A 26,785-nucleotide genomic window follows, 5' to 3' on the forward strand; every position below is an offset into this window, starting at 1 on the left:
AGTGAAGATATGACACCCGCTTTCCCAACCCCACCCATGCACTTCAACCTCTGGGGAACCCCCGAAGAGGCAAAACCGCTGTCAGAAAGCATGCTCAAACTGCTTAAACCCACCCTCGGACTTAGCCCCAAACCCGCCACCCACCTTAACCTAGAGGACATCACCCTCACCCCCAGCAAACTTTCCGAAAGCGATCTAGCGGAACTCGCAACAATCGTCAACCCCGCACAAATCAGCACAGATGATACCCAACGGGCCCCACGCGCCCGCGGCAAAAGCTACCCAGACCTCATCGAATGGCGATCAGGCACCCCCATAACCGCCCCCGATGCTGTAATAGCACCGGGGTCAGAAGAAGAGATTCTCCAACTTCTGCGCTGGTGCACCGAGAACCATGTTGCCGTCGTACCATTCGGTGGGGGAACCAGCGTCGTTGGCGGAATAACCCCCCTAGCCGGTGATCACCGAGCAGTACTGTCCATCGACCTAGCGTTATTCGACGACATCTACGACGTCGACGAAACGTCCATGGTCGCCGAAGTGGGGGCGGGGTTGACCGGCCCCCACGCCGAACTCTTATTAGAGGAATGGGGGGTGCAAATAGGGCACTATCCGCAGTCATTTCCCTACGCCACCATCGGCGGCTACGCGGCCACCCGCTCCTCTGGACAATCATCGGCTGGATATGGCCGCTTCGATGAGATGGTCTGTGGTTTAACCGTCGTCACCCCCACCGGTGTAATACGGTTGGGAGATCGTTCACCAGCCTCGGCGGCTGGCCCCGACTGGCGGGAACTTTTCCTCGGCTCCGAAGGCATCTTCGGAATCATCACCAGAGTGAAGCTGCGGGTCCACCCCATTCCGGAAGCCAAGTATTACGAAGCCTTCAGCTTCCGGACCTTTGCCGCTGGTGCAAAGGCATTGCGGCTGGTGGAACAAACCGGTACTGGCCCCACCGTGATCCGACTATCGGATGAGATTGAGACGGCGCTGAATTTGTCGTCGACAAGCAATATCGGCGCCGAAAGCCCCAGCGGATGTCTCTGTCTCACCATGTTCGAAGGAACCAAAGAACACGCCGCCGCCCGACACAAGGAAACCCGGGAACTCATCCTCAAAAACGGCGGCCGATCTCTCGGCGAAAACCCTGTCCGCATCTGGGAACAAGGGCGTTTTGCCGCCCCCGTCTTCCGCGACGCGCTTCTCGACGCCGGTGCGCTGTGCGAAACACTCGAAACCGCAACCTACTGGGGGAACGTCGAAAAGCTTAAAACTGCGGTCGGCCAGGCGCTTGTCGACGCACTCGCAGACGCCGACACCATGGCCATCATCATGTGCCACATCAGCCACGTCTACCCCGAAGGCTGCTCCCTCTACTTCACCGTCGTCGCCGGACAAACCACCAACCCCCGCGAACAATGGGCCCAGGCGAAAAAAGCAGCCAGCCAAGCAATAATCGACGCTGGAGGCACCATAACCCACCACCACGGAGTAGGCACCGACCACGCCAGCTACATGGGTAAAGAAACCAACCCCCTCACCACCACCATGTTCAGCGCAATCAAAACCGCCCTCGACCCCGCCGGAATCCTGAACCCAGGAAAACTGCAACCATGAAACGAATCGCGCTACTAACCAACCCCGCCGCCGGAAAAGGCACCGCCACCGAAGCCATGCACAAAGCACGACGCCGCTTCCAAGCACACGGCATTGACGTCATTGGAATCTCGGGGGCAACCAAACAATCCAGCTCTGAACTATGCAACCGCGCCCTGGAGGAAAACATTGATGCGCTAGTAGTCTGCGGCGGCGACGGAATGATCTCCCTTGCACTGCAAGAACAAGCAGGAACCCACATTCCACTAGGAATCATCCCCGCCGGAACCGGAAACGACCACGCGCGAGCACTCGGGATTCCACTAGACGCGGAGGAAGCGGCCGATGTGGTGGCAACTGGCACCCCCTCTATTACAGACTTGGGGGTAATGAAACAGGGGGATCAAAAACGAATCTTCGGTACCGTCGCATGTGCAGGATTTGATTCGCTAGTAAATGATCGCGCCTCCCGGCTTCCTTGGCCACGCGGAAGAAGCCGGTACGTGGCTGCAGCTGCACTTGAATTTGTCCGATTCCACGCCATGGAAATGATCATCACGTTTGATGATGGTTCCCCCCAAACCTTTAATGCGACATCGCTAGCTATTGGCAACACCAAAAGCTACGGTGGCGGCATGCTCATTTGCCCGTCGGCTTCTCCGTACGACGGGCTGTTTGATGTGACTATCATTGAAAAAATGGGCCGGTTTGATGCCATGCGGAAGTTCCCGAAGATTTTTTCGAGTGAAATCGACCAAGTGGATTCGGTTCGCACATTGAAGGCACGCAAAGTACTGGTTGAGATGCCGGTTCCGGTCGCTGCGTATGCCGACGGGGAGCGGTTTACATTGTTGCCGGTTGAGTGCTCGGTATTAGAGAGCCAGGGGTGTTTTATTACTCCTGCTGTTTGATGGTTTGTGCCCGGTTGTGCATGTCTTGGATGTCCAGCTGTGCTACTTGTAGTTTTGCTTCTGGATACCAGGTGTGACATGCACAACTGTGTTTATTGTGGGCCGTTCGTGTGTCTGCGTTGAGGATTGCGTCGGCTTGGGCTTTAGCCCCGCGTCGAATAGCGGGATGTAGATTGGCGCGGATGGTTCCGTCAGTTTGGTGGAGGGCGACGAGGTTTCGGCCTTTGATGTGTGTTATGTGTCCGTTTTTGGGGTGGTTGCGGTCGTCGTCGTTAAGTTTATTGTGGTAGCGGCATAGTGGGGCGAGATTCCACGGCTCGGTTGGGCCGCCGGAGGCGTAGGAGATGATGTGGTGGATGTCGCAGATGGCTGCGGGGATGCTGCAATCCGGGTGGGCGCAGACCAGGTGTTCGAGGATACTAAGAACGCGTTGGGATGCGTTCGCGCGGCGTTGGATGGGGATTGGTTCGAGGCAGACGGTACCGCCGTCTTCGGTCGGTAGCATCGGAACGGCCCAACCGTGGGGGTTGATGGTGTGGGTGACGATGTCTTTTATGTTGACTAGTTCGCCGTCGGAGTTGACTATCCGCCCGTCGGTCATGCAGGTGGCTTGCGCGAGAGGAACGAGAAGGGTGACGTTGTGGCGCAGGTCAAGTGGGTCGGCATCGGTTGCTGCGACACCGCCCACGATGCGGTTATAGGCAGCGATGGCGTAGCCTTCGGCCAGGTCGACGGCGTGACGGGAATGAAGTAGCGCCAGCGCATCTTCTTTGAGCATGACTTGGATGCGCGTCAGTTGTGCTGCCGGTAGTTTCCATAACGCGTGTTTCATGCCGTCGATGTCTGGGGTTGCTGAGAAGCGTAGGTGGCTTTTGCGTGGGGAGATAGATCGTGCGGTTTCAAGATAGCTGGTGATAAACCGTTTGAGTTCGTCGACTGTGAGTTGATCGGCGGTGTTGAGAAGCTCGGTTTTGAATGCAGCGTGATCAATGTCTTTGTTGGCGGCGGTGCGGATGCCTTTCGCGATTGTGGTGAGTTTGGCCAGCGGTAGTTGTTTTTTAGATGCGGTATTGAGATCAGCGTCAGTGAGTAGTGCGGCGTCGCGTATCAGGTGGCTGGCTTCGCTTTTCGACGTCCCCAGGATCGCGGCGAGTGCGTCCGCGCGCACCCCCATGTCTTTAATAGCGCGGAGGATGGCGGCGCCCTCAGCTAACGCCGCTGCATACTTATTAAGGGATTGGGGGAGGTTCATGACCTACACCCTAACGATGATTTTTGGGCATTTGTGCAGTTTATGACCTTTTTCTCAGTTTTGATTTTCATGGAACCAAACTGGGGTCATTGTGAGTCTAATGCAGTTTTTTCCAGCCGTAGATGGTGGCGATTATCGCCATGAAGGTGGCAGTTGCGAATGCTAGAAATGCGCCGTAGTTTTCGGTGGTTCCAAAGGAATGGGCTGCAATCAGGATTGCTGTTCCAACCGCACCTGCGAACTGTTGAAGAGCGCTTAGAATTGCCGAGCCGTGTGGGTATTGGTCGGGGGCTAGACTGCCCAGCGCTGTTGTCATTAGTGGTCCCATGCACAGCGATACTCCGACCGCTACTATGGCGAATCCTGTGGCTGATAGAACTATCCCCAGTAACGGTGTGGTAACTAAATATGCGGTGAGGGTTACTAAAGCAAGGCCTGCTATGAGGCAACTGAGTCCGGGGCGTACGAGGGGTTTAATTCCTACTTGGTCATATTTTCGCCCCACGATAGGGGCTGCGAACGCCTGAAAGAGACCGTTCGGCATGATGGCGAGCCCGCTGACTACTGTGCTTGCTAGTAGCCCTTGTTGAAGATATATCGGGAGGATGGTGATGGAGCCGAGAAATAGTGCCATGATTAGGACGACAACCACAACGCAGTGGGTGAACGTCGACAAGCGAAAGACGCGTAGATCTAACAATGCGGTGCCTGCGGCAGCCCTTCGTAATTGCCGCCAAATGAATAGCGCTATGACCACGCCTGCGGCGGCGCCGACTACTAGTCCGCCGCCACTGAGTGCGTAGATTAAGCCGCCGAAGCCAAGTGCGGAAAGCACAACAGAAATCACATCAAGAGGCGCTTTGACGTTCTCGCCGACATTTCGGACCAGTAGGTAACCTGCGATCATGAGTGTTAGCACGATGGGGGTCATGAACCAGAAGAGGAAGTTCCATCGGAAAAACTGCAGCAAAATCCCGCCAGTTGTGGGGCCGAAGGCTGGCGCCATTGCGATGACGATCGTGATCCAGCCCATCATTTCACCCCGGCGCTGTGCAGGCACTACCGTCATGAGGGTGGACATTAGAAGCGGGAAAACTAAGGCCGTGCCGCTTGCTTGGATTACCCGTCCGAATAGCAGAACCGGAAAATTCAGCCCAGTGGCGGCCACGATCGTTCCGCTGAGGAACAAAATGGTGGCTGCCAGGAATACCACTCGGGTGCTAAACCGCTGCACGATGAAACCCGTGGTGGGAATAACCACCGCCATAGTCAGAAGGAAGCCCGTCGTTAGCCATTGCGCTTGAGTTGGGGCAATATGAAAATCTTCCATCACCGCTGGGAGCGCGACCGTCATGATGGTTTCGTTAAGAATCATGACGGCCGTTGCAGCAACAAGAACAGCAATTAGTAGTGTAGTTTCCCGGGTCATTTTCTCCATGTGGCGATTATGCCCGCACCCGGCGCGGTTTCCTAACCCGCAAGCCCCAGCGCCTTGGCTAGTTCGATCTGTAATTGTGCCAAGCGGTCCGTTGCCACCGCTCGTTCCGTGGTAACAACCTCAAGGTAGCATTTCAGTTTCGGTTCGGTTCCGGATGGCCGAACCACGATGCGGTCGTTAGCTTGAGTTTTTAACCAAAGCCCGGTGGTTGGTGGCAGCCCGGCAAAGCCCGCTGCTAGGTCTACGCATTCGCACACGGCTGCTCCGGCAAGCTGAGAAGGTGGTTGTGAGCTGAGTCTTTCTAGCGCTTGGGTTATGGCTTCAGGGGTGTCCATTCTGAAGGTGAGTGGGCTGGTTGCGTACACGCCGTAGGTGTCGTCGATCTCGGCAAGGAAGTCAGATAAGCTGCGTGCTTTTCGACGCAACCCCGCCGCGATCAGCGCTATTTTTACGCTCGCGGTGATCCCGTCTTTATCGCGGACTGCTGCCGGGTCGCAGCAATACCCCAGGGCTTCTTCGTAGCCGAAGAGCAGGTTGGGGGTGCGGGCAATCCATTTGAATCCGGTGAGGGTTGCCGCGTATTCAAGACCGTGGCGCTTGGCTATTTCTGACAGTAACCGGGACGAAACTATGGAGCAAGCAAGTGTTTGACCACTGCCTGTGTTTTCTCTAGCGATGCTCTCCCCTAGGATGGCGCCGACCTCATCTCCAGTTAATTGGCGCCATCCCCCCGTTTCTTTAATAGCGACAGAGCAACGATCCGCATCTGGGTCCAACGCCAGAATTAGTTCTGCGTCGTGACTATCGGCGGTTAGGTAGGCAAGCTCCATCGCGCCTTTTTCCTCCGGGTTAGGAAAGTCCACGGTGGGAAAATCGGGGTCGGGGTGGATCTGCTGGGCTACGGGAATGATGGTGGAAAACCCTGCCTTATTAAGGGCCTGGGTAACAACTGCACCCCCGACGCCGTGCATGGCGGTAATCACGATAGGCATGTCCGCATCGGTACCAGTTTGCGGGGGCAGATGACCGATCGTCTGTTGAAGATACTTCGTCACGATGTCATCATCTACCCATGTGATCCCTTCTGCGCTGCGAGGAATCTGGTTGGCGTCAGGTGTCGTGTTGATGCATGTGGTGATGTCGTGATCGGCGGGGCTGATCAACTGCACCCCGGTGGCAGCGTCGTCACTAACGAGTCGGCCGCCGAGATAGACTTTGTAGCCGTTATCCTGAGGCGGGTTATGGGATGCGGTGATCATCACCCCTGCATCGGCATTGAAGTGACGGGTGGCGAATGCGGTGATGGGGGTTGGCAATTGCGGTGGTAATGCAATTACGTCGCAGCCTGCCGCTGCGAGTGTCTCGCAGGTTGCCGCGTGGAATTGGGCACTTCCGTGGCGGGCGTCGCAGCCGACGACGACTTTGGGGGTCGTCACCCGTTGGTTTAAGTATTTTGCTAATCCGGCGCTGGTGCGGGTGACGGTGGCTTGATTCATCCGGCTTTCGCCGGCTTCCACCTTGCCGCGCAGCCCGGCGGTGCCAAACGCCAGGGGTCCGGTGAACCGCCGGGCCAACTCGGCGTGGTCGCCTGCACTGATGAGATCCCGCAGCTCCTGTTGGGTTGCAGGGTCTGGGTCGCCAGCGATCCAGGCTTTGGCGGTAGCGATCAGATCGGACATGACTTAGTCCATTCCGTTAAGGATTGCTGTGGTGGCGGAACAGCCGAGTCGGGTTGCGCCAGCTTCAATCATGGCCAAAGCTGTGGCGGTATCTCGGATTCCGCCGGATGCTTTAACCCCCAGCCTGCCGCCCACTGTTTGCGCCATGAGGGTTACTGCATGGACGCTTGCACCGCCCGCAGGATGGAAACCAGTGGAGGTTTTCACGTAATCAGCACCTGCTGATTCGGCGGCTTTACAGCAGGCGATAATTTCTTCGTCGGTAAGTGCTGCGGATTCGATGATGACTTTCAGGAGTGCGCCGGGAATGGCCTCGCGTACGGTGCGGATATCTGTTTCTACAGCTTGGAAGTTTCCGCTTTTCGCTTCGGCAATATTGATAACCATGTCGACTTCATCGGCCCCGTGGGCCACCGCCAGTGCGGCTTCGTGGGCTTTGACACTGGGGTGGTGACTACCGGATGGGAAACCACACACGGTGGCGACTTTAACCGGCTCGGGCACTGATATGGGCAGATGGGATGGTGAGATGCAGATGGAGTAGGTACCCAGGGCGGCTGCTTCGTCGATAAGCGTGCGGATATCCTCACTGGTGGTTTCAGGTTTCAACACAGTGTGATCGATGTAGCGGGCTAGTTCAGCGGGTGTCATTGAAGGTTCCTTTCGGGTTATAGGATTTTATCGAGAATGATGTCGCGTGGGGCGGTGGGGGCGTCCCCGATAACGATGCCCGGCAGGATGGACTCTAGTGCCCGCTCGAACCGGTCGGGGGTTTCGGTGTGGAGGGTAAGCAGCTTTTGCCCTTTGGTGACTTTCTGGCCCAGGTCGGCGTGAACTTCGATTCCAGCGGTTAATTGCACGGGGTCTTCCTTACGCGCCCTACCTGCACCGAGCCGCCAGCTTCCGACCCCTAGTGCGAGAGCATCGAGTTCGGTGAGATAGCCGTCAGCGTCGGCAAGCACTTCGTGGGTGTGCGGTGCCCGGGCAAGCGGCGCGTCGGGGTCGCCGCCTTGGGCACGAATCATTTTGCGCCAGGAATCCATGGCCCGACCGTCTTTGAGGGCTTCTTCGACATCAGCGTCGGGGATGCCACACATATCGAGCATATTGCGGGCGAGTTCGCAGGTGATGTCGATGAGGTCTTGTGGTCCGCCGCCTGCTAGTACTTCGACGGATTCTTCGACTTCAAGCCCGTTACCGATCTTTCGACCTAGCGGTGTGGACATGTCTGTTAACAGCGCCCGGGTATCTACACCTGCGTCTTTGCCTAGGTCGACCATGGTTTGGGCGAGCTGGCGAGCTGTGTCGATGTCTTTCATGAACGCCCCAGAGCCGACTTTGACATCAAGGACCAAAGATGCGGTGCCTTCGGCGATTTTCTTGCTCATGATCGACGATGCAATCAGCGGTATGCAATCGACGGTGGCGGTGATGTCGCGCAACGCATAGATCTTTTTGTCAGCTGGGGCAAGCCCAGCGCCTGCTGCCGCAACCACGGCACCGGAGTCTTTCAGGATTTCCATCATGCGGTCATTGGACATATCGGCTTTCCAGCCTGGGATTGCCTCTAGTTTGTCGAGGGTTCCGCCGGTGTGCCCTAAGCCGCGTCCGGAAAGTTGCGGAACGGCCACCCCGTAGGAGGAGACTAGTGGGCCCAACGGCAGGGTGACCTTGTCCCCCACCCCACCGGTGGAGTGTTTATCCGTGGTGGGTTTGCCAAGTCCCGTGAAGTTCATTCTTTCGCCGGAATTGATCATTGCGTTGGTCCAGTCGACGATTTCTCGGCGGCCCATGTCGCGGATGAAGATTGCCATGTTTAAGGCAGCCATCTGTTCATCGCCTACTACCCCACGGGTGTAAGCGTCGATTACCCAGTTGATTTGGTCGGTGCTTAGTTCTCCGCCATCGCGTTTGGTGCGGATGACATCAACAACGTCGAATTGCTCAGCCATGACTTTCCCCTTTCTGTGACCTACCCCATAGGGGCACATGTGGAGTTGAGTGCGTCTCTTGCTTTTGATCCTACCCACGATTATCATCACGACCAGAACAATTGTCAATCTCTAATATTTACAAAAGTGCCAATAGGGTGAATAGCGCCCCTGATTGCCAGCGCCCCAGCTACACAGGCACCATTGAAGGTGTAAGCAGTGCACTATTGCTTCGCACGCAGAAAGGACGGCTTTGGTCAATGACAACCGACATGGAACTTTTAAAACTAGCCCGCACCGCCGCATCACACGCCTACGCTCCCTACTCGAAATTTTCCGTAGGTTCCGCAATCCGCATGTCCGACGGAACCATTTACAGCGGTTGCAACGTCGAAAATGCAAGTTACGGACTCACCATTTGCGCCGAGCGCAACGGCATCACCACGATGATCGCCAAAACTGATGCCCCGGAACAGCGGGTCATTGACACCGTCGCCATCGTCAGCCCTAACGCTACCCGTTGCTGGCCTTGCGGCGCGTGCCTACAGGTACTCCGCGAATTCCACTGCCGCAGGGTTATCGTCGAGGACCCTGCCGGACAGCCCACCACGGTGCTTTTCGACGACCTCTTGCCGTACTCGTTCGGACCGGAACACATCGCTTAAGGACAAAACACCATGGATCGTTTTCAAGGCATCATCGGCATCATCGCTATCTTTGCTATCCTCATCATTTTCTCTTCCGCCCGCTCTCAGATTAAATGGCGCACCCTCGGCGTAGGTCTAGCATTACAAATCTGTTTCGCACTACTGGTTTTAAAATGGGACGTTGGTTTCCGCGCCTTAAAATCAGTCTCCGCCGGGTTAGAAAAACTCATTGATTTCACCAACGAGGGAACCTCCTTCGTCTTCGGCCCCCTATTCGGCGAAAAAGTTGGATTCATCTTCGCCCTCAACGTCCTACCCGTCATCATCTTCCTCGGCGCCATTATCGGCGCCTTATACTACCTGCGGGTATTGCAATGGTTCGTGGAGATAGTCGGCACCGCCCTCAATAAAATTATGGGCACCTCCAAAGTGGAATCGGTGTGGGCCTCCACGGTTATCTTCCTCGGCCAGTCCGAAGCCCCACTGGTGATCAAACCGTGGCTGCCTAAACTCACCCGCTCTGAATTGTTCGCCTGCATGTCCGGTGGCTTCGCCTCCGTCGCAGGCTCTACCCTGGTTGGTTACTCCTTACTTGGCGCGCCACTACCTTACCTTTTGGCAGCCTCGATCATGAACGCGCCCGCTTCATTGATGGTTGCCAAAGCCCTCATGCCGGAAACCGAAGAATCCCAGGTCAACGCCAATGTGCGCAATATGCGTGATGAGAAATCAAAAAACATCATTGACGCCATCGGCGCTGGTGCCATCTCCGGCGGACACATCGCCGTCACCGTCGCGTGTCTACTGATTGCCTTCATCGCAACCATCACGATGATTTCTGCGATTCTCGGCGGCATAGGCAGCTGGTTCGGCCAAGACAACTGGTCACTTGAAGGGCTCTTTGGCGTGATTTTCGCGCCACTCGCTTGGGCAATCGGCGTACCGTGGGAAGAAGCTGGTCTGGTCGGAAATTTCATCGGTCAGAAAACCATCATCAATGAATTCGTCGGCTATACCTCTTTCTCCCAGCATGTGGAAACTCTCTCCGACAAATCCATCATGCTCACCTCCTTCGCCCTGGCAGGTTTCGCGAATATCTCCTCCATCGCCATCCAAATCGGATCCTTCGGCGCCCTGGTTCCGGAGCGGCGTTCCGAGGTGGCATCGCTTGGGCTCAAGGCCCTCTTCGCTGGTTTCTGCACCAATATGCTCAACGCCGCAATCGTGGGCGTTATCGCCTTCTAGACATTAAGGGCGTCGAAAAGCAAAAACACTGCTTTTCGACGCCTACCTGTGTGCTGCGAAACCTCAAAATCCGGCCCGCGACACGCCGAGGGGATTGCACAAACGCAGCACACAGCAAGGCGCACAAATGCTTGCGGATTAGGTAACGGGCAACGCATCAAGATTGCCGGTGACTCGACAAAATTCTGCCATGCCATCAAGCGCAGCCGACACCATGTGCGGTGCTTCTTCTCGAACGCATTTGATAAGGTACTCCCAGTCAGCCAATGTGGTTGCCTCAGCAATCAAGTCGTGTACCCATTGATTTTCGTCTACCACAACACCCGAGCCGACTTTTTTCGCACCCTCCATGATGGAGAAAACCGCCCCTGGGATTAGTTCAGAGTAATCCACCGGGTACATCGGATGCGTCTCAGTCAAAAATTCTTGATCGAACTGCGGGCATCCTCCGTCGCTGAATTCAACTCCGAGGTATTCGGTTCCCACCACCAAGTGAGGTCGGTAGTTCCAAAACTCGGGTGGGGTTTTGCGGACACCAGAATGAAAAACCACCTTCACCCACACCGAGCTCACCAACTATTTTTGTTCTGGCTTCACCATTGGGAAAAGAACGGTTTCGCGGATACCCAACCCGGTCAAGGCCATCAGCAACCGGTCGATGCCCATGCCGCAGCCTGCGGTAGGTGGCATGCCCTGTTCCATGGCTGCGAGGAAATCTTCATCCAAAACCATCGCCTCATCGTCGCCGCCGGCGGCCAGCCGTGCTTGGTCCTCAAAGCGCTCCCGCTGGATCACCGGGTCAATGAGTTCCGAGTAGCCGGTTGCCAGCTCGAAACCGCGCACATAGAGGTCCCATTTTTCAGTCACGCCCGGTTCGCTGCGGTGCTGGCGGGTCAACGGGGAGGTTTCCACCGGGAAGTTACGCACGAAGATAGGGCCATGTAGTTGGTCTTCGCACAGTGTTTCCCAGATTTCTTCGACCAGCTTTCCATGCCCCCAGCCGCCCTTGGCGGGAACTGCAAGCCCAATAACCTCGGCTATTGCCTTGAGTTCTTCCACCGTGGAATGGATGGTCACTTCCGGCTGGCCAGGGAATTTCCGTTGCAACGCTTCGTTGAGAGACGGATACATTTCGATACTCTGCCACTCGCCACCCAGGTCGTACTCGGTGCCGTCGGCAAGCGTGACGGTGGTGGAACCAAACACTTCCATTGCAACGGACTGCACCAGATTCTTCATCAGCTCAGCGCCGTCGTCGTACGTTCCCCACGCCTGGTAGGTTTCCAGCATGGCGAACTCCGGCGAGTGGGAGGAATCGACACCCTCGTTTCGGAAATTGCGGTTGACCTCGAAAACACGCTCCATGCCGCCCACGACGCAGCGCTTGAGGTACAGCTCCGGCGCGATACGCAGATACAAGTCAATGTCGAGCGCATTGGAGTGAGTCATAAACGGCCGCGCAGCCGCGCCGCCGTGCAAGGTTTGCAGCATAGGGGTTTCCACTTCCAAAAACCCTTGGGATTCCAGGTAGTTACGCAGCGCCCGCATGACTTTGATGCGGGTCAACGCATTTTCGCGGGCCTTTTCCCGCATAATTAGATCCGTGTAGCGGTGCCGCACCCGGGTATCTTCGCTCATATCGGCAAACGCAACCGGCAACGGCCGGATCGCCTTGGCCGCCATGTGCCAAGTGCTGACCAAAATGGACAACTCGCCCCGTTTAGACGCAATAACCTTGCCGCGTACCGACACAATATCGCCTAAGTCGACATCCGCTTTCCAGGAAGTCAGTAATTCTTCACCAACAACTGCCAGCGACAACATTGCCTGAATCTGGGTGCCGTTTCCTTCTTGAATAGCAGCAAAGCACAGCTTTCCGGTGTTACGCATAAAGAGGACCCGACCTGCGATCGCAACCTCGACTGATGTTTCGTCACCGGCCCGCAGGTACGTAACGCCAGGTTCGCTACCCGGCTGTTCGCCTTCAGCAATAACCTGGAATTTCTGACGCAAATCAGCGATAGAAGTGGTGCGGTCCACAGTCACTGGGTATGCTTCGCGCCCGGAGTTTAGCAGCTTATCGCGCTTTTCGCGGCGAATCCGTAGCTGTTCGGGTACGTCTGGGGTTTTGGTTTGCTTTGCGTCAGTCACGCCATTAGACATTAGTGCACCACGCCTGGATAGTCGAAACTTTTTATCGGTTACGGCTTGGAAACCACCAAAGCTAACTAAACTTGTAAATATGATTACAGTCTGCGGAGAAGGTTTGGTTGATTTAGTCCCCATGTCGGAAGGCGCAGGCAGCACCGACTGCAGATTGTCCCCACTAAGCCCCGCGCTCGGCGGCGGCCCTTTCAACGTTGCTATCGCTGCCGCCCGCCAGGACGCACCTACCCAGCTGCTCTCCAGATTGTCCCGCGATAATTTCGGCGCGACCCTGGTAGACGCGTTGCAAGCCGAGGGGGTTGGCACCTCCCTCATTCAACGTGGCGACGAGCCCACCACATTGGCCGTCACGTCACGCAATCTAGACGGCAGCGCGGAGTATACCTTCTATTTGGAAGGAACAGCCGACCGCTTCGTCGATCCGCCAGCTGAAATTGCAACTGATATCGCGTGCTTTGGTACGGTTTCCCTTGCACTTGAGCCCGGTGCGTCTCGCCTCGCGTCGTTGTTGCATACGCTCTCCGCGAACGGAACTTTCATCGCACTTGACCCTAATATTCGTCCGTTTTACGCCACCGACGCCCACCGGGATTTCATATACTCGCTTCTTCACGATGTTGATTTGCTCAAGCTTTCCGATGAAGAGGACGAATTTTTACACAGCCCTTCCGCGCCCATCAAAATGATTACTCGGGGCGGGGCTGGAATTGAAGTAATTGTTGGTGGAGAAACTGTAATGGCATCAACACCCGCCATCACTGTTGCTGACACCATCGGAGCTGGCGACACGGTCATGGGGTGTGTGATAGCCGAGATCCACCGACTCTGTGGCGGTAAAAATGTGCGTGAACAAGCTGCGCGTTTCACCCTAGCCCAGTGGCATGACATTGCTGCCTATGCGGCAAAAGCTGCAGCCATCAACTGTACCCGGTATGGTGCAAACCCACCACGGCGTAACGAATTAATCTAACCAGTCACCTTTCGCTTTTCGACGCCCCACGCAGCGCAACCCCACGCCCATACCCGTGTGCTGCGTTCCCACCTTTTCAACCGGCGTGCCACAACCTACACCACCACACAACGCAGCACACACCACGCAGCGCAACCCCACACCTTACCGTGTGCTGCGTTCCCACTTTTCAACCGGCGTGCCACAACCTACACCACCACGCAACGCAGCACACAGGTTCTTATGCCTCAAGGTTTTTGAAGCCGATTCCCAGTGGTAGTCCGACACTGTCATGAAATTGCTGCCCATTGATGGTCACTGCGGCGAAAAGGCGGGCGTCGCCAGTTTCGGGTGCGGGGGCTAGTGTCGGAGCGAATAATTCAATGTAATCAGCTGTCAAATTTGCGGCAGATAGAACAGAGCGGACGGCCGCTAATACTGCACCTGTGCCGTGTTCGCTTGCGTGCGCACCTGCGGTCAACGCTGCCGATAGCGCGAGCAATTGTTCCTGCGAGGATGCAGGAATATCCAGATTCTTAGCGGATACTGCAACACCGCCAGGCATGCGTACCGTTGGTACGGAGTGAACGGTTGTCGGAAAATGTAGGTCTGTGATCGCATGCTGCACGGTAACGAGCAATTCGTAGTTGTTTTCGCCAAGAATCACGTCGCTACACCCCACTGCATTAATAAGCGCAAGGATCCGGGTTGCATCGGCAGATAAATGGGCAGGTGGGAGCATACCCCGATCAGCCACTGCGATCGTGGTGCGTTTACCATTGGGCCACAGTGTTTCGTCGGTGTAGCGGAACACGGCGTCAATGTGGGCGTCGACAAGCATGCGGCGATCAATGCTGGGGTGCGCCGCCACGATGGTGACTGCACCAGGTATGCGGCGAGCGGCACGTAGTAATGCGGCGTGCCCCGCGTGGAAGTGGGTTTGCAGCGGCACCAAAACTACTGGTCGGCCTTTGCCACGGAAAACCCGCGCGATCATTGCGATCCTAGCGGCGTCAGTCACTTCAAGTGCCTGGCCAAATTCAAAACTCACTTAGTTCTCTTTCGGGTGGGGATTGTGCGCAACATTGACCATAGCAGCTAAAACCGCCGATAAATCAGAATCCGCTAAGGTACCGAGGCTACGTGCGACAACCTGCTCATCAAGCAGAAACGCAGGAATTGGTTCGGGCATCGGGGCAGACTCAGATTGCAATCTCACCGCATGAGCCGCCACGTATTGTGACAGATGTTTTAGGAGTACTCCCGCAACATACGTGGCTTGTTGCGCTGCTGGTATGGAACGAAATCCCACGTGCAGTTCGGAGGCTAACAATTCCAAAACAACGGCCATAATCTCATCGTCGCTGATCACTGCCCAGTTTTTGTCCCCATTCCACAATGCTAGTGCCGTCATGCAGCCTGCTGCGTTCAGGGCAGCCAGACTGGCTAGGTCGTGCGAAAGGCTGACTACAACGACCATTAACCCAGGTCGAGCGTGGTTGAGAACCCTGTCAAGATAGGTGGTTACTTCGGTGGCGACAGCCGAATCAATGACCACCATATCAGCCGAGTCGATTGCTTTTATGGTGCACATCTGGTGCCGCGAAGCCCGCAATTGGGTGACAAAATCGCCGGACCCAAGCGCGACGATATTAAGTGTGGGAGGTGATTCGTTCATAACTGTTAGTGCTGCCGCTTCAGCAGATCCGCAACGCTTACCGACGCGGAGTTCTCATCACGACGCCGCCGCCTACGCGGGCTTTCTGCCTCATCAGACTGCGGGGTTTCCGGTTTTCGATGCGAACCGTGCGATTCGAAGCCCTGGCTTGGGGCTGGTTCTTCCGCAGGGTTGCGTCGACGCCCAGCAGGTTCTGTGGACGTGGTGCCCATTGAACCGTACAGATCCCGAAATTGAGGGACTGAAAATTCCAAATCTTGGGTTCCGCTAGACGGTTCTGGCTTCGGCTCAACCGTGGATTCAAACCGTGGCGGCAGAGGCGGAGCGATAATGGGCTCCGGTTGCGGACTAGGAATTGGCTCCGGTTCAGGCTCCGGTTCAGGTGGGGTGATTCGCGCGCCTACCGGAAATTCACTGTAATGCTTCACCGGTGTAGGTTCCGGCACGTAGCCGACTGCTGGCCCAACAATTGGCATTTCACCAGTGCTAGAAACCGACGTTGCGGTCATCGGGGTTTCTTTAAAATCAGTTGCGAACCGGGATGGCTGGGGATTGATAGTGGTCTCGATTTCACGGATGCGTCGGGCCTCCGCGCGAATCATCGTCGGTTCTTCTAGTGAATATCCCCGCAGATCTTCTAATTGAGCACGTAACTGCTCCAACTGTTGTTTGATCTCGGCTAAGGTTGCGGCGGATTCGGCTGATGCGGCGGCCGTCCGCTCGGTAATTCGTTGTTCCATTTCCAGTTCACGAGCGGACTGTTCAGCATCAAATTCCAATTGGACTTGATACAATTCCGCCTCATGCATTTCGCGCTGTTTGCCCAGTTCATTTCGGTAGCGGTATGTTAAAACGGCACCAATCGCGGCCGCCCATAGGGCCGCTAACATGCCGAGTTTTAATACGCTAACGTTCCCGGTTACCATGGTGGTGATGCTGGCACCGATCGCGAGCACGACAAGCACAATGAGGAGCACCTGCCCCCTGTCGCGGGATGCGGCATTACCGTCGTTAGTTTCTGGTGGAAGCACACTCATGCATACCAAATTACCCGACAGCTTCTCCATCTTGGGGAGGCGGAGCGGTGCAACTGCGTTCTAACCACAATCCGGCTGCCGACAACGCAACGCCGCCTAAACCTGCGGCAATGACGCGGGGACCATCCTCACCAGCCGATAGCAGAAATGACATCCGGGGAATCACATAGACAGCCATACCCGTATAGATGCCCGCAAAAATGGCGCCAGTCCACGCTGAGGTTTTGCCGATAACCAGAAAGTAAGCAACTTTGGTCGGCTCAAGTTGCGACCGATCAAAACCGATTCGATTGTCCGAAATTTTGCCACGAACTGTCCAGGCCAACAACACGCATAATCCGGCCATTGCCCACAATGTAATAGCCACAGAGGCGGGAACCGCAGTCATCAAGGAATAAAACTGCTGGACAATGATCAGCGTGGCGGCTGCGAACAAACCCCACGTGCCGACCAATGCAGTCACAGATGTAGGTTTCATACGGCAACCACCGCCTCCACATCAGATCGATCAAGCTTTTCGACGATCCTAGCAACCGGCGTCCCCAAAAGCTGCGCATCCGGGTCGGCAGCCAACCACGGAACCAAAACAAATGCCCGGTGATGGGCCCACGGGTGTGGCAACAGCAACATCGGGTCGTCGCAAAGCACCTCATGACCAGACTCATCAATAACTTGCACAACATCGACATCAAGCGTCCGCGGACCCCACCGTTTGATTCGCACTCGCTCAGCAGCTTCTTCAAGCCGCTGTCCACGCCGTAGCAATTCCATCGGGCTTTGATCAACTTCAACAATCACCACGGCGTTGAGAAACTCATCCTGATCTGTCACGCCCCACGGCGGTGTGGAAAAAACTGGTGACCGTGCAACAATTTCACCTGCAAATTCGTCAAAAACTGTTTGCAGAAGCTCGTAGCGATCGTCCATATTCGAACCGATCGATAATACTGCCCGAATCATGACCTCCCCCTAGACCTGCGCGCAACCACTGCAACATCCGAAAACTCCATCGGAATCGGCGCGTGTGGTTTGTGCACCGTCACTTCGACCGCAAAAAGTTGGTCAAACGTCGCCATAATCTCATCAGCAATAAGCCCGGCCACACGTTCAATCAAATCACAGCTAGGCCCGGTAACCACGTCATGCGCAATCTGCGCCAATTCCGCGTAATTGATCGTGGTTGCCAAATCATCTGTCTCGGCAGCCAACGAAAAATCAAGCCAACAGGTCACATCCACCTGAAACTCTTGACCGACTCGTTTCTCTTCGGGGAAAACCCCATGATACCCATAGGCCTTCAACCCAGAAAGCTCAATGCGATCCGCCATAGTACCGATTACTCCCCTCGTCTAATTCGCGCTGCGACGTCAACTGCCGAGCGTGAACTAACCACATCGTGCACTCGAACCCCCCACACCCCTTGAGCCGCCACGATTGCCGTTACTGCTGCTGTAGCTATGTCCACCTGAGGGCCCAATTCAGCCAAGAATCGCTTTCGCGACGCCCCAACCAGCAGCGGAAAACCAATATCGGCCAACCTATCTAAACCATGCAGCAGCGCCCAGTTATTAGCAGCAGTCTTGGCAAAACCTAAGCCCGGATCAAGACAGATTTGGCTGGGGTTCACCCCAGCCTCCAGCGCAGAATCAATAAGAGAATGCAGCTTCGCTGTCACCTCTTCCACCACGTGCACACCATGGTGGGCACCAGCGGCGTCACCAAACCGATCCGTCTGCCAGTGCATAAGGCACACCGGAATCTGAGATTCCGCCATCACCTTAAGCATGCGCGGGTCCGCGGCACCGCCAGAAACATCGTTGATCATCGACACGCCTGCCGCCACGCATGCCTCAGCCACCGACGCACGCATCGTATCAACTGACGTGGTGATTCCCTCGTTAGCCAGTTCGGAAATCACCGGCAGCACCCGACGCTTTTCAATCTCCTCCGGTACCCGTACCGCACCTGGTCGAGTAGATTCCCCACCAACATCGATAATGTCCGCACCATGGTCAATCAAGCTGTGGGCATGACTGATCGCGGCGTCAAAATCTATGAATTTCCCACCATCGGAAAACGAATCAGAAGTGACGTTGACGATGCCCATCACTTGAGTACGACCATGAGTGTCAAACATGTGCTATCCCCAGATAAGACTCAGGGCTTCAGCCCGGGAAGCCGCATCCCGTTTGAAACCGCCGCGCACGGCCGACGTTGTGGTCGACGCCCCCGGTTTCCTGATTCCCCGCATGGCCATACACAAATGCTCGCATTCGATAACCACGATTACCGAGTGGGCCTCTAATTTGTCCACCAATGCATCAGCCACCTGTGAGGTCAGCCGCTCTTGCACCTGCGGACGTTTAGCAAACAAATCAACCAACCGGGCCAATTTACTTAGTCCAGTCACCTTTCCGGAGGCACCAGGAATATACCCGATATGTGCCTTACCGAAGAATGGCACCAAGTGGTGTTCGCAAGTGGAATAGATCGGGATGTCCTTAACCAGTACCAATTCCCGGTGATCCTCGTTGAAGGTTTTATTCAAAACCTCAGTCGGGTCGGAGTGTAAACCAGCAAATATTTCCGCATACGCACGCGCAACCCGTGCAGGAGTCTCCCGCAACCCCTCACGATCCGGGTCCTCTCCCACAGCTAATAACAATTCCCGAACAGCCGCCTCCGCGCGGGCCTGGTCGAAAGAACCCATTAGTTCTTCTCCTCGTCTTTCGACTGTTCATCATTCCACGGGTTTTCCGTGCGCTCATTCTCCGGCAACCGGAACCCGATTTCTTCCGTCGGAGCTACCGGCTGCGGTTGTGGTTGCGGTGTGGTTTGGCTTGCATAAGGATTTGTTGCTTTATCGCCTGGCACAGTCCACCCAGCCGGCGGAGGGGTGCCAGCATAGCGGGTTTGTTCCTGATCGGGATCGCTTGGAACCACCGGCACCATTTCCGTTGGATAGGCCTTCGGATTAGGGCCCACTGCACCTGGTGCAGCCTGGGAGGCGTCCTGCGGGCCAGATTGCGGTGCCGATTGAGCTGCAGTTGGTGGGGTCGGCTGTGGCACAGCCATCTGACCTGCCGCTAGTTCCTCAGCACGCTTTGCCCGAGCAGCTTTCGACGCCTCCAATAGCGAAAATGGTTTTGGTGGTTCTTCGCCGCGCTCAATTGCAAGTTCAGTTGGGGTTTTCACCGGCTCCCGGCCAGCCTGACGTGGGAACCGTACGTCCTCATCGGGGAAGACTTCCCCAACCTCACGCGGCGTAATTCCGTCGAAAAGCGCCTCTAAATCTGGTCGCCGCAGAGTCTCTTTTTCCAAAAGTTTCTCCGCCAACAAATCTAAATAATCGCGATACTCGGCAAGAATGTTGTACGCCTCAGTGTGCGCCTTATCCATCAAGTATTTCATCTCGCGATCGATCTGCGCCGCCGTTTCTGGCGAATATTCCAACGACCCTTGACCAGGCCGACCGGAGAAAGGATCACCCTGTTCATCGCCATATTTCACCATGCCTAGCGATGGGCTCATCCCGTATTCCACCAACATTGCTTTCGCGATCTTGGTAGCCATCTCAATATCCGCCGATGCGCCAGTAGTCGGTTCACCAAAAACCAATTCCTCGGCTGCACGACCACCCATGGCGAAGACCAACCGGGCAAACAACTCATCCCGGTTGTACATCCCTTTGTCGTCTTCTTGCGCTGTCATCGCATGGCCACCGGTTTTACCGCGCGCCAAAATGGTCACCTTATATACTCGCTCTATGTTCTTTAGCGCCCACGCGGCCAACGTATGACCGCCCTCATGGTAAGCGGTGACCTTCTTTTCCTTCTCGGAAATAACCTTACTGGAACGTCGCGGTCCTCCAATGACGCGATCGGTTGCCTCTTCTAAAGCATCAGCGGTGATGACGTTGCCACCGATACGCGCAGTCAGCAATGCTGCCTCATTGAGCACATTGGCTAAATCTGCGCCAGACATTCCCGCAGTACGACGCGCCAAGGCCTTCAGGTCTGCGTCTTTGGCGAATGGCTTCCCCTTTGCATGCACTTCAAGAATTTGTTCACGCCCTTTCAAATCCGGGTTTGTAACCGGAATCTGCCGGTCGAACCGGCCAGGCCGCAACAACGCTTGGTCAAGAATATCGGGGCGGTTAGTGGCAGCCATAAGGATCACGCCTTCTCGATCACCAAAACCATCCATCTCAACCAGCAATTGGTTTAGGGTCTGTTCACGTTCATCATGGCCGCCGCCCATGCCGGACCCGCGCTGGCGCCCCACCGCATCGATTTCATCGACAAAGATAATGCAAGGAGAGTTTTCCCGCGCTTGCTTAAACAGGTCGCGCACCCGCGACGCGCCTACACCGACAAACATTTCCACAAAATCCGAGCCGGATATGGAATAAAACGGAACGCCTGCTTCGCCCGCAACCGCGCGAGCCAAAAGAGTCTTACCCGTACCTGGGGGTCCGTATAAAAGAACACCACGCGGAATCTTCGCCCCCAACGCTTCGTAGCGCGTCGGGTCTTGCAGAAAGTCTTTAATCTCCTGTAGTTCGTCGACAGCTTCGTCGGCACCAGCAACATCTGCAAAGGTGTTGGTAGGCATATCCTTGGTTAGTTCTTTGGCCTTTGAACCTGCAAAACCAAAGACCCCCATGCCGCCGCCTTGCATTCGGCTGAACATCCACATGATCAAACCAAACACAATCAACATCGGCAGGATATAACCCAACATCTGCATCAAGAAATTATCTTGCGTGACATTGGTTGTGAACTTATCGGTTTTCGACTCAGAAACCTTGGCAAAAATCTCCGGCGAAGTTCGCGCCGGATACTGTGCCATGATTTCTTTTACGTCTTTTTTGCCCTCATGCTCAATTCCGGATTTGAGCTTCAGACGCAATCGTTGCTCGCGATCGTCAATATTGGCTTCCGCAACGTTGTTCTTCTCTAACTGGGTAATTGCCACAGATGTTTCTACCTTGACAAAGCCCCGGGTTGAGGAGCCAAACAACGAAATCAGGTAGAGGGAAATCAAGACGATCGCTGTAATCGCCGCAATTTGAATGATCTTATTATTCTTCACGTTCACACACCTTGGGGCCCAGTACAACCCCGTGGCCTCATACTAGTCACTAATGAAATCAACACTTAACTAACGACAAAACCCCGCGCCGAGGTTCCCACGCATAAAACATGACCTCAAAGCAAACGGGGACATCGGAACGGAATTAAAGCTACGCGTCTGAATATACATTAGGGTGTAGCGTTCCAACATATGGCAAATCCCGATACCGCTCCGCGTAATCAAGCCCATAGCCGATCACAAACTCATTAGGAATATCAAAACCAATATCCAGCAAATCAACCTTTGCGGTGACAGCTTCCGGCTTACGCAACAAGGTAACAACCTCAAGTGATTTAGGCTTCCGGTTCTTCAAATTCCGCACCAACCAGCTAAGTGTCAAGCCAGAATCAATGATGTCTTCGACAATCAATACATCACGACCCTCAATATCGCGGTCCAAATCTTTAAGAATCCGCACCACACCAGATGAAGTCGTTGCATTGCCGTAAGAAGAAACCGCCATAAATTCGACTTGCGACGGAATGCTCAACGCACGAGCAAAATCGGTAATGAAGAACACCGCACCCTTCAATACACAAACCAGAATGAGGTCATCCGCTGCGTCTTGGTAGCGTTGAGATATCTTGTCTGCCATTTCCTGGATACGAGAACGAAGCAGGTCCTCCCCAATCAAAACCGCTTCGACGTCGTCGCCATATCGATGAGGCGGAACATTAAAATCTTTAGCTGAATGCATCTCGGTCACGATCGAAAGCGTCCTCTCGGAGAAGTTTGATAACCAGCGAAACTAATTGGTGTTGATCTTTAAGAAAAACAACAGCGCAAAACGCACGCAATACCCAAAAGTCTGCCATGTTTATCAAAGCTTTACCAACCTTCAGTAAAGCTCCTACTCAAAACTATCGATATTCTTGATCGAAACCCGCTGCCTGCCACCGCGCACGAACAAAAGCTTACGCAGCTAACTTTTCCGATATCGGAACCACATGTTTTCCTGGCGACTTTCGGTTCGGGTTCAACTGCAGAAGGCGAGAGACCATCGGAATTAAGCCATCTGCCAGTTCACGTGGCGATAAGCGCAAGGGGTGATACCCCTGGTTTGCGATTTGAATCTGCCTAAGCCGCTCATCCTGAAGTACGTCCACCAGACCACGCCCCTGCGCTTGCAAATGCTCCGGGTCGTATTTCATATCTCCATCAATTTCCACCTGAAGCCAACCGTCAATGAGTAGATCAATTCGTCGTTTCTGCAACTCGCCATATTCTGAACGGGTATAGACCACAGCTTGGACATCAATCCGCCGAATCCCCAATTCCCGAGCCGACTGCACCAGAATCCATCGTGCGAATGTTTCCCACACGCTCTCTGCAGAGTCTACGGCTAGAGCAAGCAATTTCAGCGCCCTACCAACTCCCGGACGCCCTCGGCGGGCAAGCAAATATCGCTTCAAAGCAGCCGCTGTGGCATTGCCGGGCCCAAGCACTCGACGCACCAATGCGCTTTCGATAAACGCCAAGGCTTCCAATTCGCCATGCCACAGCAAAATATCAACAAAGGTTCGGGGCACACTCGTCACACGCAATCCGTGCACAGTTTCGATTTCATCCTGCGGCAGCAGTCGATCCCTATATCGGATATTTTTTCGCCATTTTCTCCGACTCGGTGGCCTCCGAGCTTCCGGCAAGCACAGGTCAATTGTGGCAATCCGTCCTAAATTAAGTGTGGGCAAACCGTGCACTTCAGCCGCCGCCAAACCACATAGAACCGCTGTCCGCAACCCGTAACCAACTGCAAACACCTGCGCTTTTCGACGCTCCCACCACCGCAATCCACTAAAAACATCTCGCCGAGTGAAAATCCGCGGTGTCAATCGCACATATTCCTTGGCCCAAGCCAAATCAGCTAGTGCATCATTTCTTGCTTTTCCCGAGTCCGGCAATCTCAATAGTTGCACTTTCCTATCACCAGGTACCACCCAGCATTGACCGCTCATTCCAACCCCTATTGGCTCATTTGTTCTAATAAAATCCATCTTCCACAAAACAGCCTTACTACACAATGGGAAAACTAAAATTCATGGGTAAATTAACCCCATTCGGGGCAGCTCACTTTCAGATACTTCCCTGCCCTGTCTTGCGTGTGCTGCATTCGCAACAAAATCAGGCGGCCAGCGCGCGTCGAAAAGCACGGATCGCAGCACAGAGCAAATTGGCGAAACTACTAGCAACCAAACGCTAAGTGAGTGCTGCGTTTCATGCCTGAATGGCCGTTCACCTGGCATCGAAAAGCACAAAACGCAGCACAGAACCTGCGGGGACTGTGCTGCGTTTCCGCGCACAACGGCACCCGACACGCCACACCACCCCGCCCCACCGCAGCACACAGCATTCAGTGCAACACAACCACAGCCGGGCTAGCTGGATCCCGTGCGGACCTCAAGTTTGCCCGCAGCCCGCAACACTTGCCCCCCTTCAACCGCCACGGCCCCTTGCCCGTGCCAGTTGGTAACCAACGCGTCGATGGCTTGCAATTGCTTAAACCCCGCATCGCAGCCTGCCGATCGTAGCATCGCCATATAACTGCGTCGCCGAAGCGCAATGGGCATCGCGACCAGCTCGGCACAGGTTATGCTTCCGGGCATAGCATCTAACACCGCAGCATCATCTCGGGCAAGTGCTGCGGCTGCGGCTAGCGCGGGCACCGGGTCACCACCGTGGATATCGGCAAGAAGTGGCAATAATTCATGGCGTATGCGAACCCGCTTGAAGCTGGGGTCAGTATTCATGGGGTCATCCCACGGGTGTAGCCCCAGCTCTACACAGGCAGTACGGGTGTCTGCTCGCCGCACCCCAAGCAACGGCCGCACCACGTGGCTATGCTCTGCCATGCCGATCGCCCGGCCACGCAAACTACCGAGTATGTAGGTTTCCGCCTGGTCGTCCATGGTGTGCGCGACCCATAGCGGACGGGTCCCCGCTTCGGCGAGCAGGGCATCGTAGCGCACCTGCCGCGCCTGCGCCTCAACGTTTCCCGGCGGAACTGTAACCGCAATGCTTTTCGACGCCGCCCCCATCGCTTGGGCTTGCTGTGCTGCCTTCGCAGCAATGTCTGCGGATTCGGATTGCAACCCATGGTCAATGCAGATAGCTAGGACGTCACGCCCTTCAGCGCATGCGGCTGCGACCAGTGCCAATGAGTCCGCCCCGCCCGATAGTCCGATGGCTGGGTCTCCTGGAAATTCGCGGATGGCCTGCCGGATTTTTAAGAAGGCGGGGCTTCGGTCAGGCCAAAACGGTTTTCGTTTCATGGGGCTGTTCGGATTGCGCTGGTTAATTCGTCCATGGCGGCGCGTGCTGGTAGGACTGGACTGTCATTGCAGATAATGGCGAAGCTGTAGGTGTGCCCAGACTCCGCAGCGATGGTTCCGGCGAGCGCTGCTGTGTCAGTGAGGGTTCCAGTTTTTGCCCGTACATATCCCCTACCTGCTTTATCCAGATAGCGATCAATGAGGGTGCCGGAGCCGCCTGCCACAGGCAAGGTTGTAAACAGCGGCGCTAGTTTATTGTCTGTGCCAGCTGCGGTGATGACGGAATTGAGCAGTCCGGCCGAAATCCGGTTGTCTGTCGAAAGTCCAGAGTTATCTTTGACCACGATATCTTCAGCTACCGTGAAGCGTTCTGCCAGGATACGCATGGTTTCCCCCGCAGGATCGGAACCTGATAATTCCCGCCCGATCGCTTCGGCCATAACGTTATCTGACTCCTCCATCATTGCTTCCAGCCGATCCCTAAGCGGCGGGGATTGCACAGTTGCGAGGGTGGGGGCAGTTTCCTTATCTCCTGAAAAAGTGGTGTAACCATAGGTGGGCACGCCCAGTTCTCCAGCGACAGCTTTAGCCACATCGAGTGCTGGGGCATGCGATCTAGGTAAGTCCCCAGAATCACCACCTAGCCTACCGCCATGGATCATCGCAGGCTCCAATGGGGCAACGAAACCGCCATCGATGTCTCGCCGGTCCCATGTTTCCAGGAAACTGGGGGCAGTCCAGATGGAGGTATCAATGAGAATGTTTTTGACGTTAGGCAGCTTCGCGGAAATCTGCTGTGCCAGATCACTGATGGTTTTCTCCGTCATCCAAACATCGCCAGCAGCAATGATAACGGCGGTGTCTTCCCCTTGCTGTTTCACTTCTGTAATGATGCGGTCGGCGGGATCCAGTGTAAGCAACGCGGCCGCCGCGGTAAGAGTTTTGGTTGTTGAAGCAGGCAACAGTGCCGCGTTAGGGTCCCGAGAAAGCACAACTTCTCCGGTGGCGAGGTCACGGATGTCGATGCTGGCGCGGCCAAGCCGGGCGTCGTCAAGCATAGGTTGAAGGGCAGCGAGCGAAACGTCCCTGGCTGGGGTGAGTGGGGTGAACGGTTGGGGGGCGTCGATAAGCGGTGGCGCCGGATCGTAATACAGCTGATTAACCTGCGTAACCACAATCCCAGCTGTAACTGTAGCCACAACCGTAACGGTTGCGGCGGCCGTTGCTACCCACCATTTCGCATTCTTCACCCCACTACCCTAACCCAGCCACTAAACAAGGTAGAATAACCCGAGTTAGAAACCCCCGCACAACTTTCAAGGAGAAAGAATGGAAGTCACCATTGAGATCCCTAAGGGCTCACGCAACAAGTACGAAGTCGACCACGAAACCGGCAAAGTTTACCTCGACCGCTACCTGTTCACCCCTATGGCATACCCATTGGACTACGGCTTCATCGACCACACCCTCGGCGAAGACGGCGACCCGCTGGACGCCCTTGTGATCCTGCCGGAACCAGTGTTCCCCGGCGTCATCGTGAAGGCACGCCCTCTTGGTGTATTCAAGATGACTGACGAAGCTGGCGGCGACGACAAACTCCTGTGCGTAGTCGACGACCCACGCTGGGCACACCTGCAAGACCTCACAGACGTTTCCGAACAACTCCGTGACGAAATCGAGCACTTCTTCGTCCACTACAAAGACTTAGAGCCAAACAAGGAAGTAATCGGCTCCGGTTGGGCAGACAAAGCCGAGGCAGAAAAGATTTTCGCCGAAGCAATCGAGCGCCACAACACATAAATCTTTCCACCTCCAGCACACACCGCTGGAGGTTTTTCTATACTCAACACC

26 protein-coding genes are annotated in these 26,785 nt (G+C 55.3%); 6 read left to right on the forward strand and 20 right to left on the reverse strand.

What is annotated here, in order from left to right:
• Positions 1 to 9 precede the first annotated feature (9 nt).
• Entirely contained in the window at positions 10 to 1,617 is a 1,608-nt protein-coding gene (locus CMUST_RS13095; RefSeq protein ID WP_083987584.1) for an FAD-binding oxidoreductase, read from the forward strand.
• Positions 1,614 to 2,507 carry a diacylglycerol kinase family protein gene (locus CMUST_RS13100; RefSeq protein WP_047262886.1) on the forward strand — a complete coding sequence of 298 codons (894 nt, stop codon included), beginning with the start codon at positions 1,614 to 1,616 and terminating at the stop codon, positions 2,505 to 2,507. Before CMUST_RS13095 ends, CMUST_RS13100 begins: the two co-directional genes overlap by 4 nt.
• Here CMUST_RS13100 and CMUST_RS16135 read toward each other — a convergent pair.
• From CMUST_RS16135 to CMUST_RS13125, 5 genes are all read right to left on the reverse strand, one after another.
• Complete coding sequence (locus CMUST_RS16135; protein ID WP_052844776.1) at positions 2,491 to 3,759, reverse strand: HNH endonuclease signature motif containing protein; 1,269 nt, start codon at positions 3,757 to 3,759, stop codon at positions 2,491 to 2,493. The two genes, CMUST_RS13100 and CMUST_RS16135, sit on opposite strands and share 17 nt — an antisense overlap.
• 97 nt (positions 3,760 to 3,856) lie before the next feature.
• Positions 3,857 to 5,197 (reverse strand): DHA2 family efflux MFS transporter permease subunit, encoded by a 1,341-nt coding sequence (locus CMUST_RS13110; RefSeq protein ID WP_047262887.1) that lies wholly within the window; start codon positions 5,195 to 5,197, stop codon positions 3,857 to 3,859.
• Positions 5,198 to 5,229: 32 nt separating this feature from the next.
• Entirely contained in the window at positions 5,230 to 6,876 is a 1,647-nt protein-coding gene (locus CMUST_RS13115; RefSeq protein WP_047262888.1) for a phospho-sugar mutase, read from the reverse strand.
• A 3-nt stretch (positions 6,877 to 6,879) separates the two neighbouring features.
• Positions 6,880 to 7,527 carry a deoxyribose-phosphate aldolase gene (gene deoC / locus CMUST_RS13120; protein ID WP_047262889.1) on the reverse strand — a complete coding sequence of 216 codons (648 nt, stop codon included), beginning with the start codon at positions 7,525 to 7,527 and terminating at the stop codon, positions 6,880 to 6,882.
• A gap of 17 nt (positions 7,528 to 7,544) precedes the next feature.
• On the reverse strand, positions 7,545 to 8,828 hold the full coding sequence (locus CMUST_RS13125) for a thymidine phosphorylase (protein WP_047262890.1): 1,284 nt from the start codon (positions 8,826 to 8,828) through the stop codon (positions 7,545 to 7,547).
• Positions 8,829 to 9,067: 239 nt separating this feature from the next.
• Between CMUST_RS13125 and cdd the strand changes: the two genes are divergently transcribed.
• Both cdd and CMUST_RS13135 read left to right on the forward strand, forming a co-directional pair.
• Positions 9,068 to 9,472, forward strand: coding sequence for a cytidine deaminase (gene cdd, locus CMUST_RS13130; protein ID WP_047263653.1), 405 nt, complete (start codon positions 9,068 to 9,070; stop codon positions 9,470 to 9,472).
• A 12-nt stretch (positions 9,473 to 9,484) separates the two neighbouring features.
• Positions 9,485 to 10,699 carry a NupC/NupG family nucleoside CNT transporter gene (locus CMUST_RS13135; protein ID WP_047262891.1) on the forward strand — a complete coding sequence of 405 codons (1,215 nt, stop codon included), beginning with the start codon at positions 9,485 to 9,487 and terminating at the stop codon, positions 10,697 to 10,699.
• A gap of 138 nt (positions 10,700 to 10,837) precedes the next feature.
• Here CMUST_RS13135 and CMUST_RS16975 read toward each other — a convergent pair whose 3' ends face one another.
• A complete protein-coding gene (locus CMUST_RS16975) occupies positions 10,838 to 11,272 on the reverse strand; it encodes a hypothetical protein (protein WP_201779206.1) in 435 nt (144 codons plus the stop codon).
• A gap of 3 nt (positions 11,273 to 11,275) precedes the next feature.
• Positions 11,276 to 12,850 (reverse strand): lysine--tRNA ligase, encoded by a 1,575-nt coding sequence (lysS, locus tag CMUST_RS13145; protein WP_047263655.1) that lies wholly within the window; start codon positions 12,848 to 12,850, stop codon positions 11,276 to 11,278.
• Between the two features lie 91 nt (positions 12,851 to 12,941).
• On the opposite strand from lysS, the gene CMUST_RS13150 reads away from it, so the two are divergent.
• A complete protein-coding gene (locus tag CMUST_RS13150) occupies positions 12,942 to 13,835 on the forward strand; it encodes a carbohydrate kinase family protein (RefSeq protein ID WP_047262892.1) in 894 nt (297 codons plus the stop codon).
• A 220-nt stretch (positions 13,836 to 14,055) separates the two neighbouring features.
• On the opposite strand, the gene CMUST_RS13155 is transcribed toward CMUST_RS13150, so the two are convergent.
• The 13 genes from CMUST_RS13155 to dacB all read right to left on the reverse strand — a co-directional run bounded on the left by CMUST_RS13155 (position 14,056) and on the right by dacB (position 26,184).
• The gene (locus tag CMUST_RS13155; RefSeq protein ID WP_236690123.1) at positions 14,056 to 14,865 is read right to left on the reverse strand and encodes a pantoate--beta-alanine ligase; all 810 of its coding nucleotides are present in this window, start codon (positions 14,863 to 14,865) and stop codon (positions 14,056 to 14,058) included.
• Positions 14,866 to 15,492, reverse strand: a complete 627-nt coding sequence (locus CMUST_RS13160) for a hypothetical protein (RefSeq protein ID WP_047262893.1) — start codon at positions 15,490 to 15,492, stop codon at positions 14,866 to 14,868.
• A 5-nt stretch (positions 15,493 to 15,497) separates the two neighbouring features.
• Positions 15,498 to 16,529, reverse strand: coding sequence for a DUF6779 domain-containing protein (locus tag CMUST_RS13165; protein WP_047262894.1), 1,032 nt, complete (start codon positions 16,527 to 16,529; stop codon positions 15,498 to 15,500).
• Between the two features lie 10 nt (positions 16,530 to 16,539).
• On the reverse strand, positions 16,540 to 17,007 hold the full coding sequence (locus tag CMUST_RS13170; protein WP_047262895.1) for a DUF3180 domain-containing protein: 468 nt from the start codon (positions 17,005 to 17,007) through the stop codon (positions 16,540 to 16,542).
• Complete coding sequence (gene folK / locus CMUST_RS13175) at positions 17,004 to 17,486, reverse strand: 2-amino-4-hydroxy-6-hydroxymethyldihydropteridine diphosphokinase (protein ID WP_047263657.1); 483 nt, start codon at positions 17,484 to 17,486, stop codon at positions 17,004 to 17,006. The genes CMUST_RS13170 and folK overlap by 4 nt, the downstream gene beginning before the upstream one ends.
• Positions 17,486 to 17,857, reverse strand: a complete 372-nt coding sequence (folB, locus tag CMUST_RS13180; RefSeq protein ID WP_047262896.1) for a dihydroneopterin aldolase — start codon at positions 17,855 to 17,857, stop codon at positions 17,486 to 17,488. Before folB ends, folK begins: the two co-directional genes overlap by 1 nt.
• An 8-nt stretch (positions 17,858 to 17,865) precedes the next feature.
• Positions 17,866 to 18,666: a dihydropteroate synthase gene (gene folP, locus CMUST_RS13185; protein ID WP_047262897.1), complete on the reverse strand. Its 801-nt coding sequence runs from the start codon at positions 18,664 to 18,666 to the stop codon at positions 17,866 to 17,868.
• 3 nt (positions 18,667 to 18,669) lie between these two features.
• Positions 18,670 to 19,239, reverse strand: coding sequence for a GTP cyclohydrolase I FolE (gene folE, locus CMUST_RS13190; protein ID WP_047262898.1), 570 nt, complete (start codon positions 19,237 to 19,239; stop codon positions 18,670 to 18,672).
• On the reverse strand, positions 19,239 to 21,623 hold the full coding sequence (gene ftsH, locus CMUST_RS13195; RefSeq protein ID WP_083987586.1) for an ATP-dependent zinc metalloprotease FtsH: 2,385 nt from the start codon (positions 21,621 to 21,623) through the stop codon (positions 19,239 to 19,241). The genes folE and ftsH overlap by 1 nt, the downstream gene beginning before the upstream one ends.
• A 151-nt stretch (positions 21,624 to 21,774) precedes the next feature.
• On the reverse strand, positions 21,775 to 22,362 hold the full coding sequence (hpt, locus tag CMUST_RS13200) for a hypoxanthine phosphoribosyltransferase (RefSeq protein ID WP_201779249.1): 588 nt from the start codon (positions 22,360 to 22,362) through the stop codon (positions 21,775 to 21,777).
• Between the two features lie 217 nt (positions 22,363 to 22,579).
• Positions 22,580 to 23,620 carry a hypothetical protein gene (locus CMUST_RS13205; RefSeq protein WP_052844778.1) on the reverse strand — a complete coding sequence of 347 codons (1,041 nt, stop codon included), beginning with the start codon at positions 23,618 to 23,620 and terminating at the stop codon, positions 22,580 to 22,582.
• 420 nt (positions 23,621 to 24,040) lie between these two features.
• Complete coding sequence (gene tilS / locus CMUST_RS13215) at positions 24,041 to 24,934, reverse strand: tRNA lysidine(34) synthetase TilS (protein WP_047262901.1); 894 nt, start codon at positions 24,932 to 24,934, stop codon at positions 24,041 to 24,043.
• On the reverse strand, positions 24,931 to 26,184 hold the full coding sequence (gene dacB / locus CMUST_RS13220) for a D-alanyl-D-alanine carboxypeptidase/D-alanyl-D-alanine endopeptidase (RefSeq protein WP_047262902.1): 1,254 nt from the start codon (positions 26,182 to 26,184) through the stop codon (positions 24,931 to 24,933). The genes tilS and dacB overlap by 4 nt, the downstream gene beginning before the upstream one ends.
• A 79-nt stretch (positions 26,185 to 26,263) precedes the next feature.
• On the opposite strand from dacB, the gene CMUST_RS13225 reads away from it, so the two are divergent.
• On the forward strand, positions 26,264 to 26,734 hold the full coding sequence (locus tag CMUST_RS13225) for an inorganic diphosphatase (RefSeq protein WP_047262903.1): 471 nt from the start codon (positions 26,264 to 26,266) through the stop codon (positions 26,732 to 26,734).
• Positions 26,735 to 26,785 lie beyond the last annotated feature (51 nt).

Origin of the sequence: Corynebacterium mustelae, assembly GCF_001020985.1 — a bacterium.
Classification (GTDB): Bacteria; Actinomycetota; Actinomycetes; order Mycobacteriales; family Mycobacteriaceae; genus Corynebacterium; species Corynebacterium mustelae.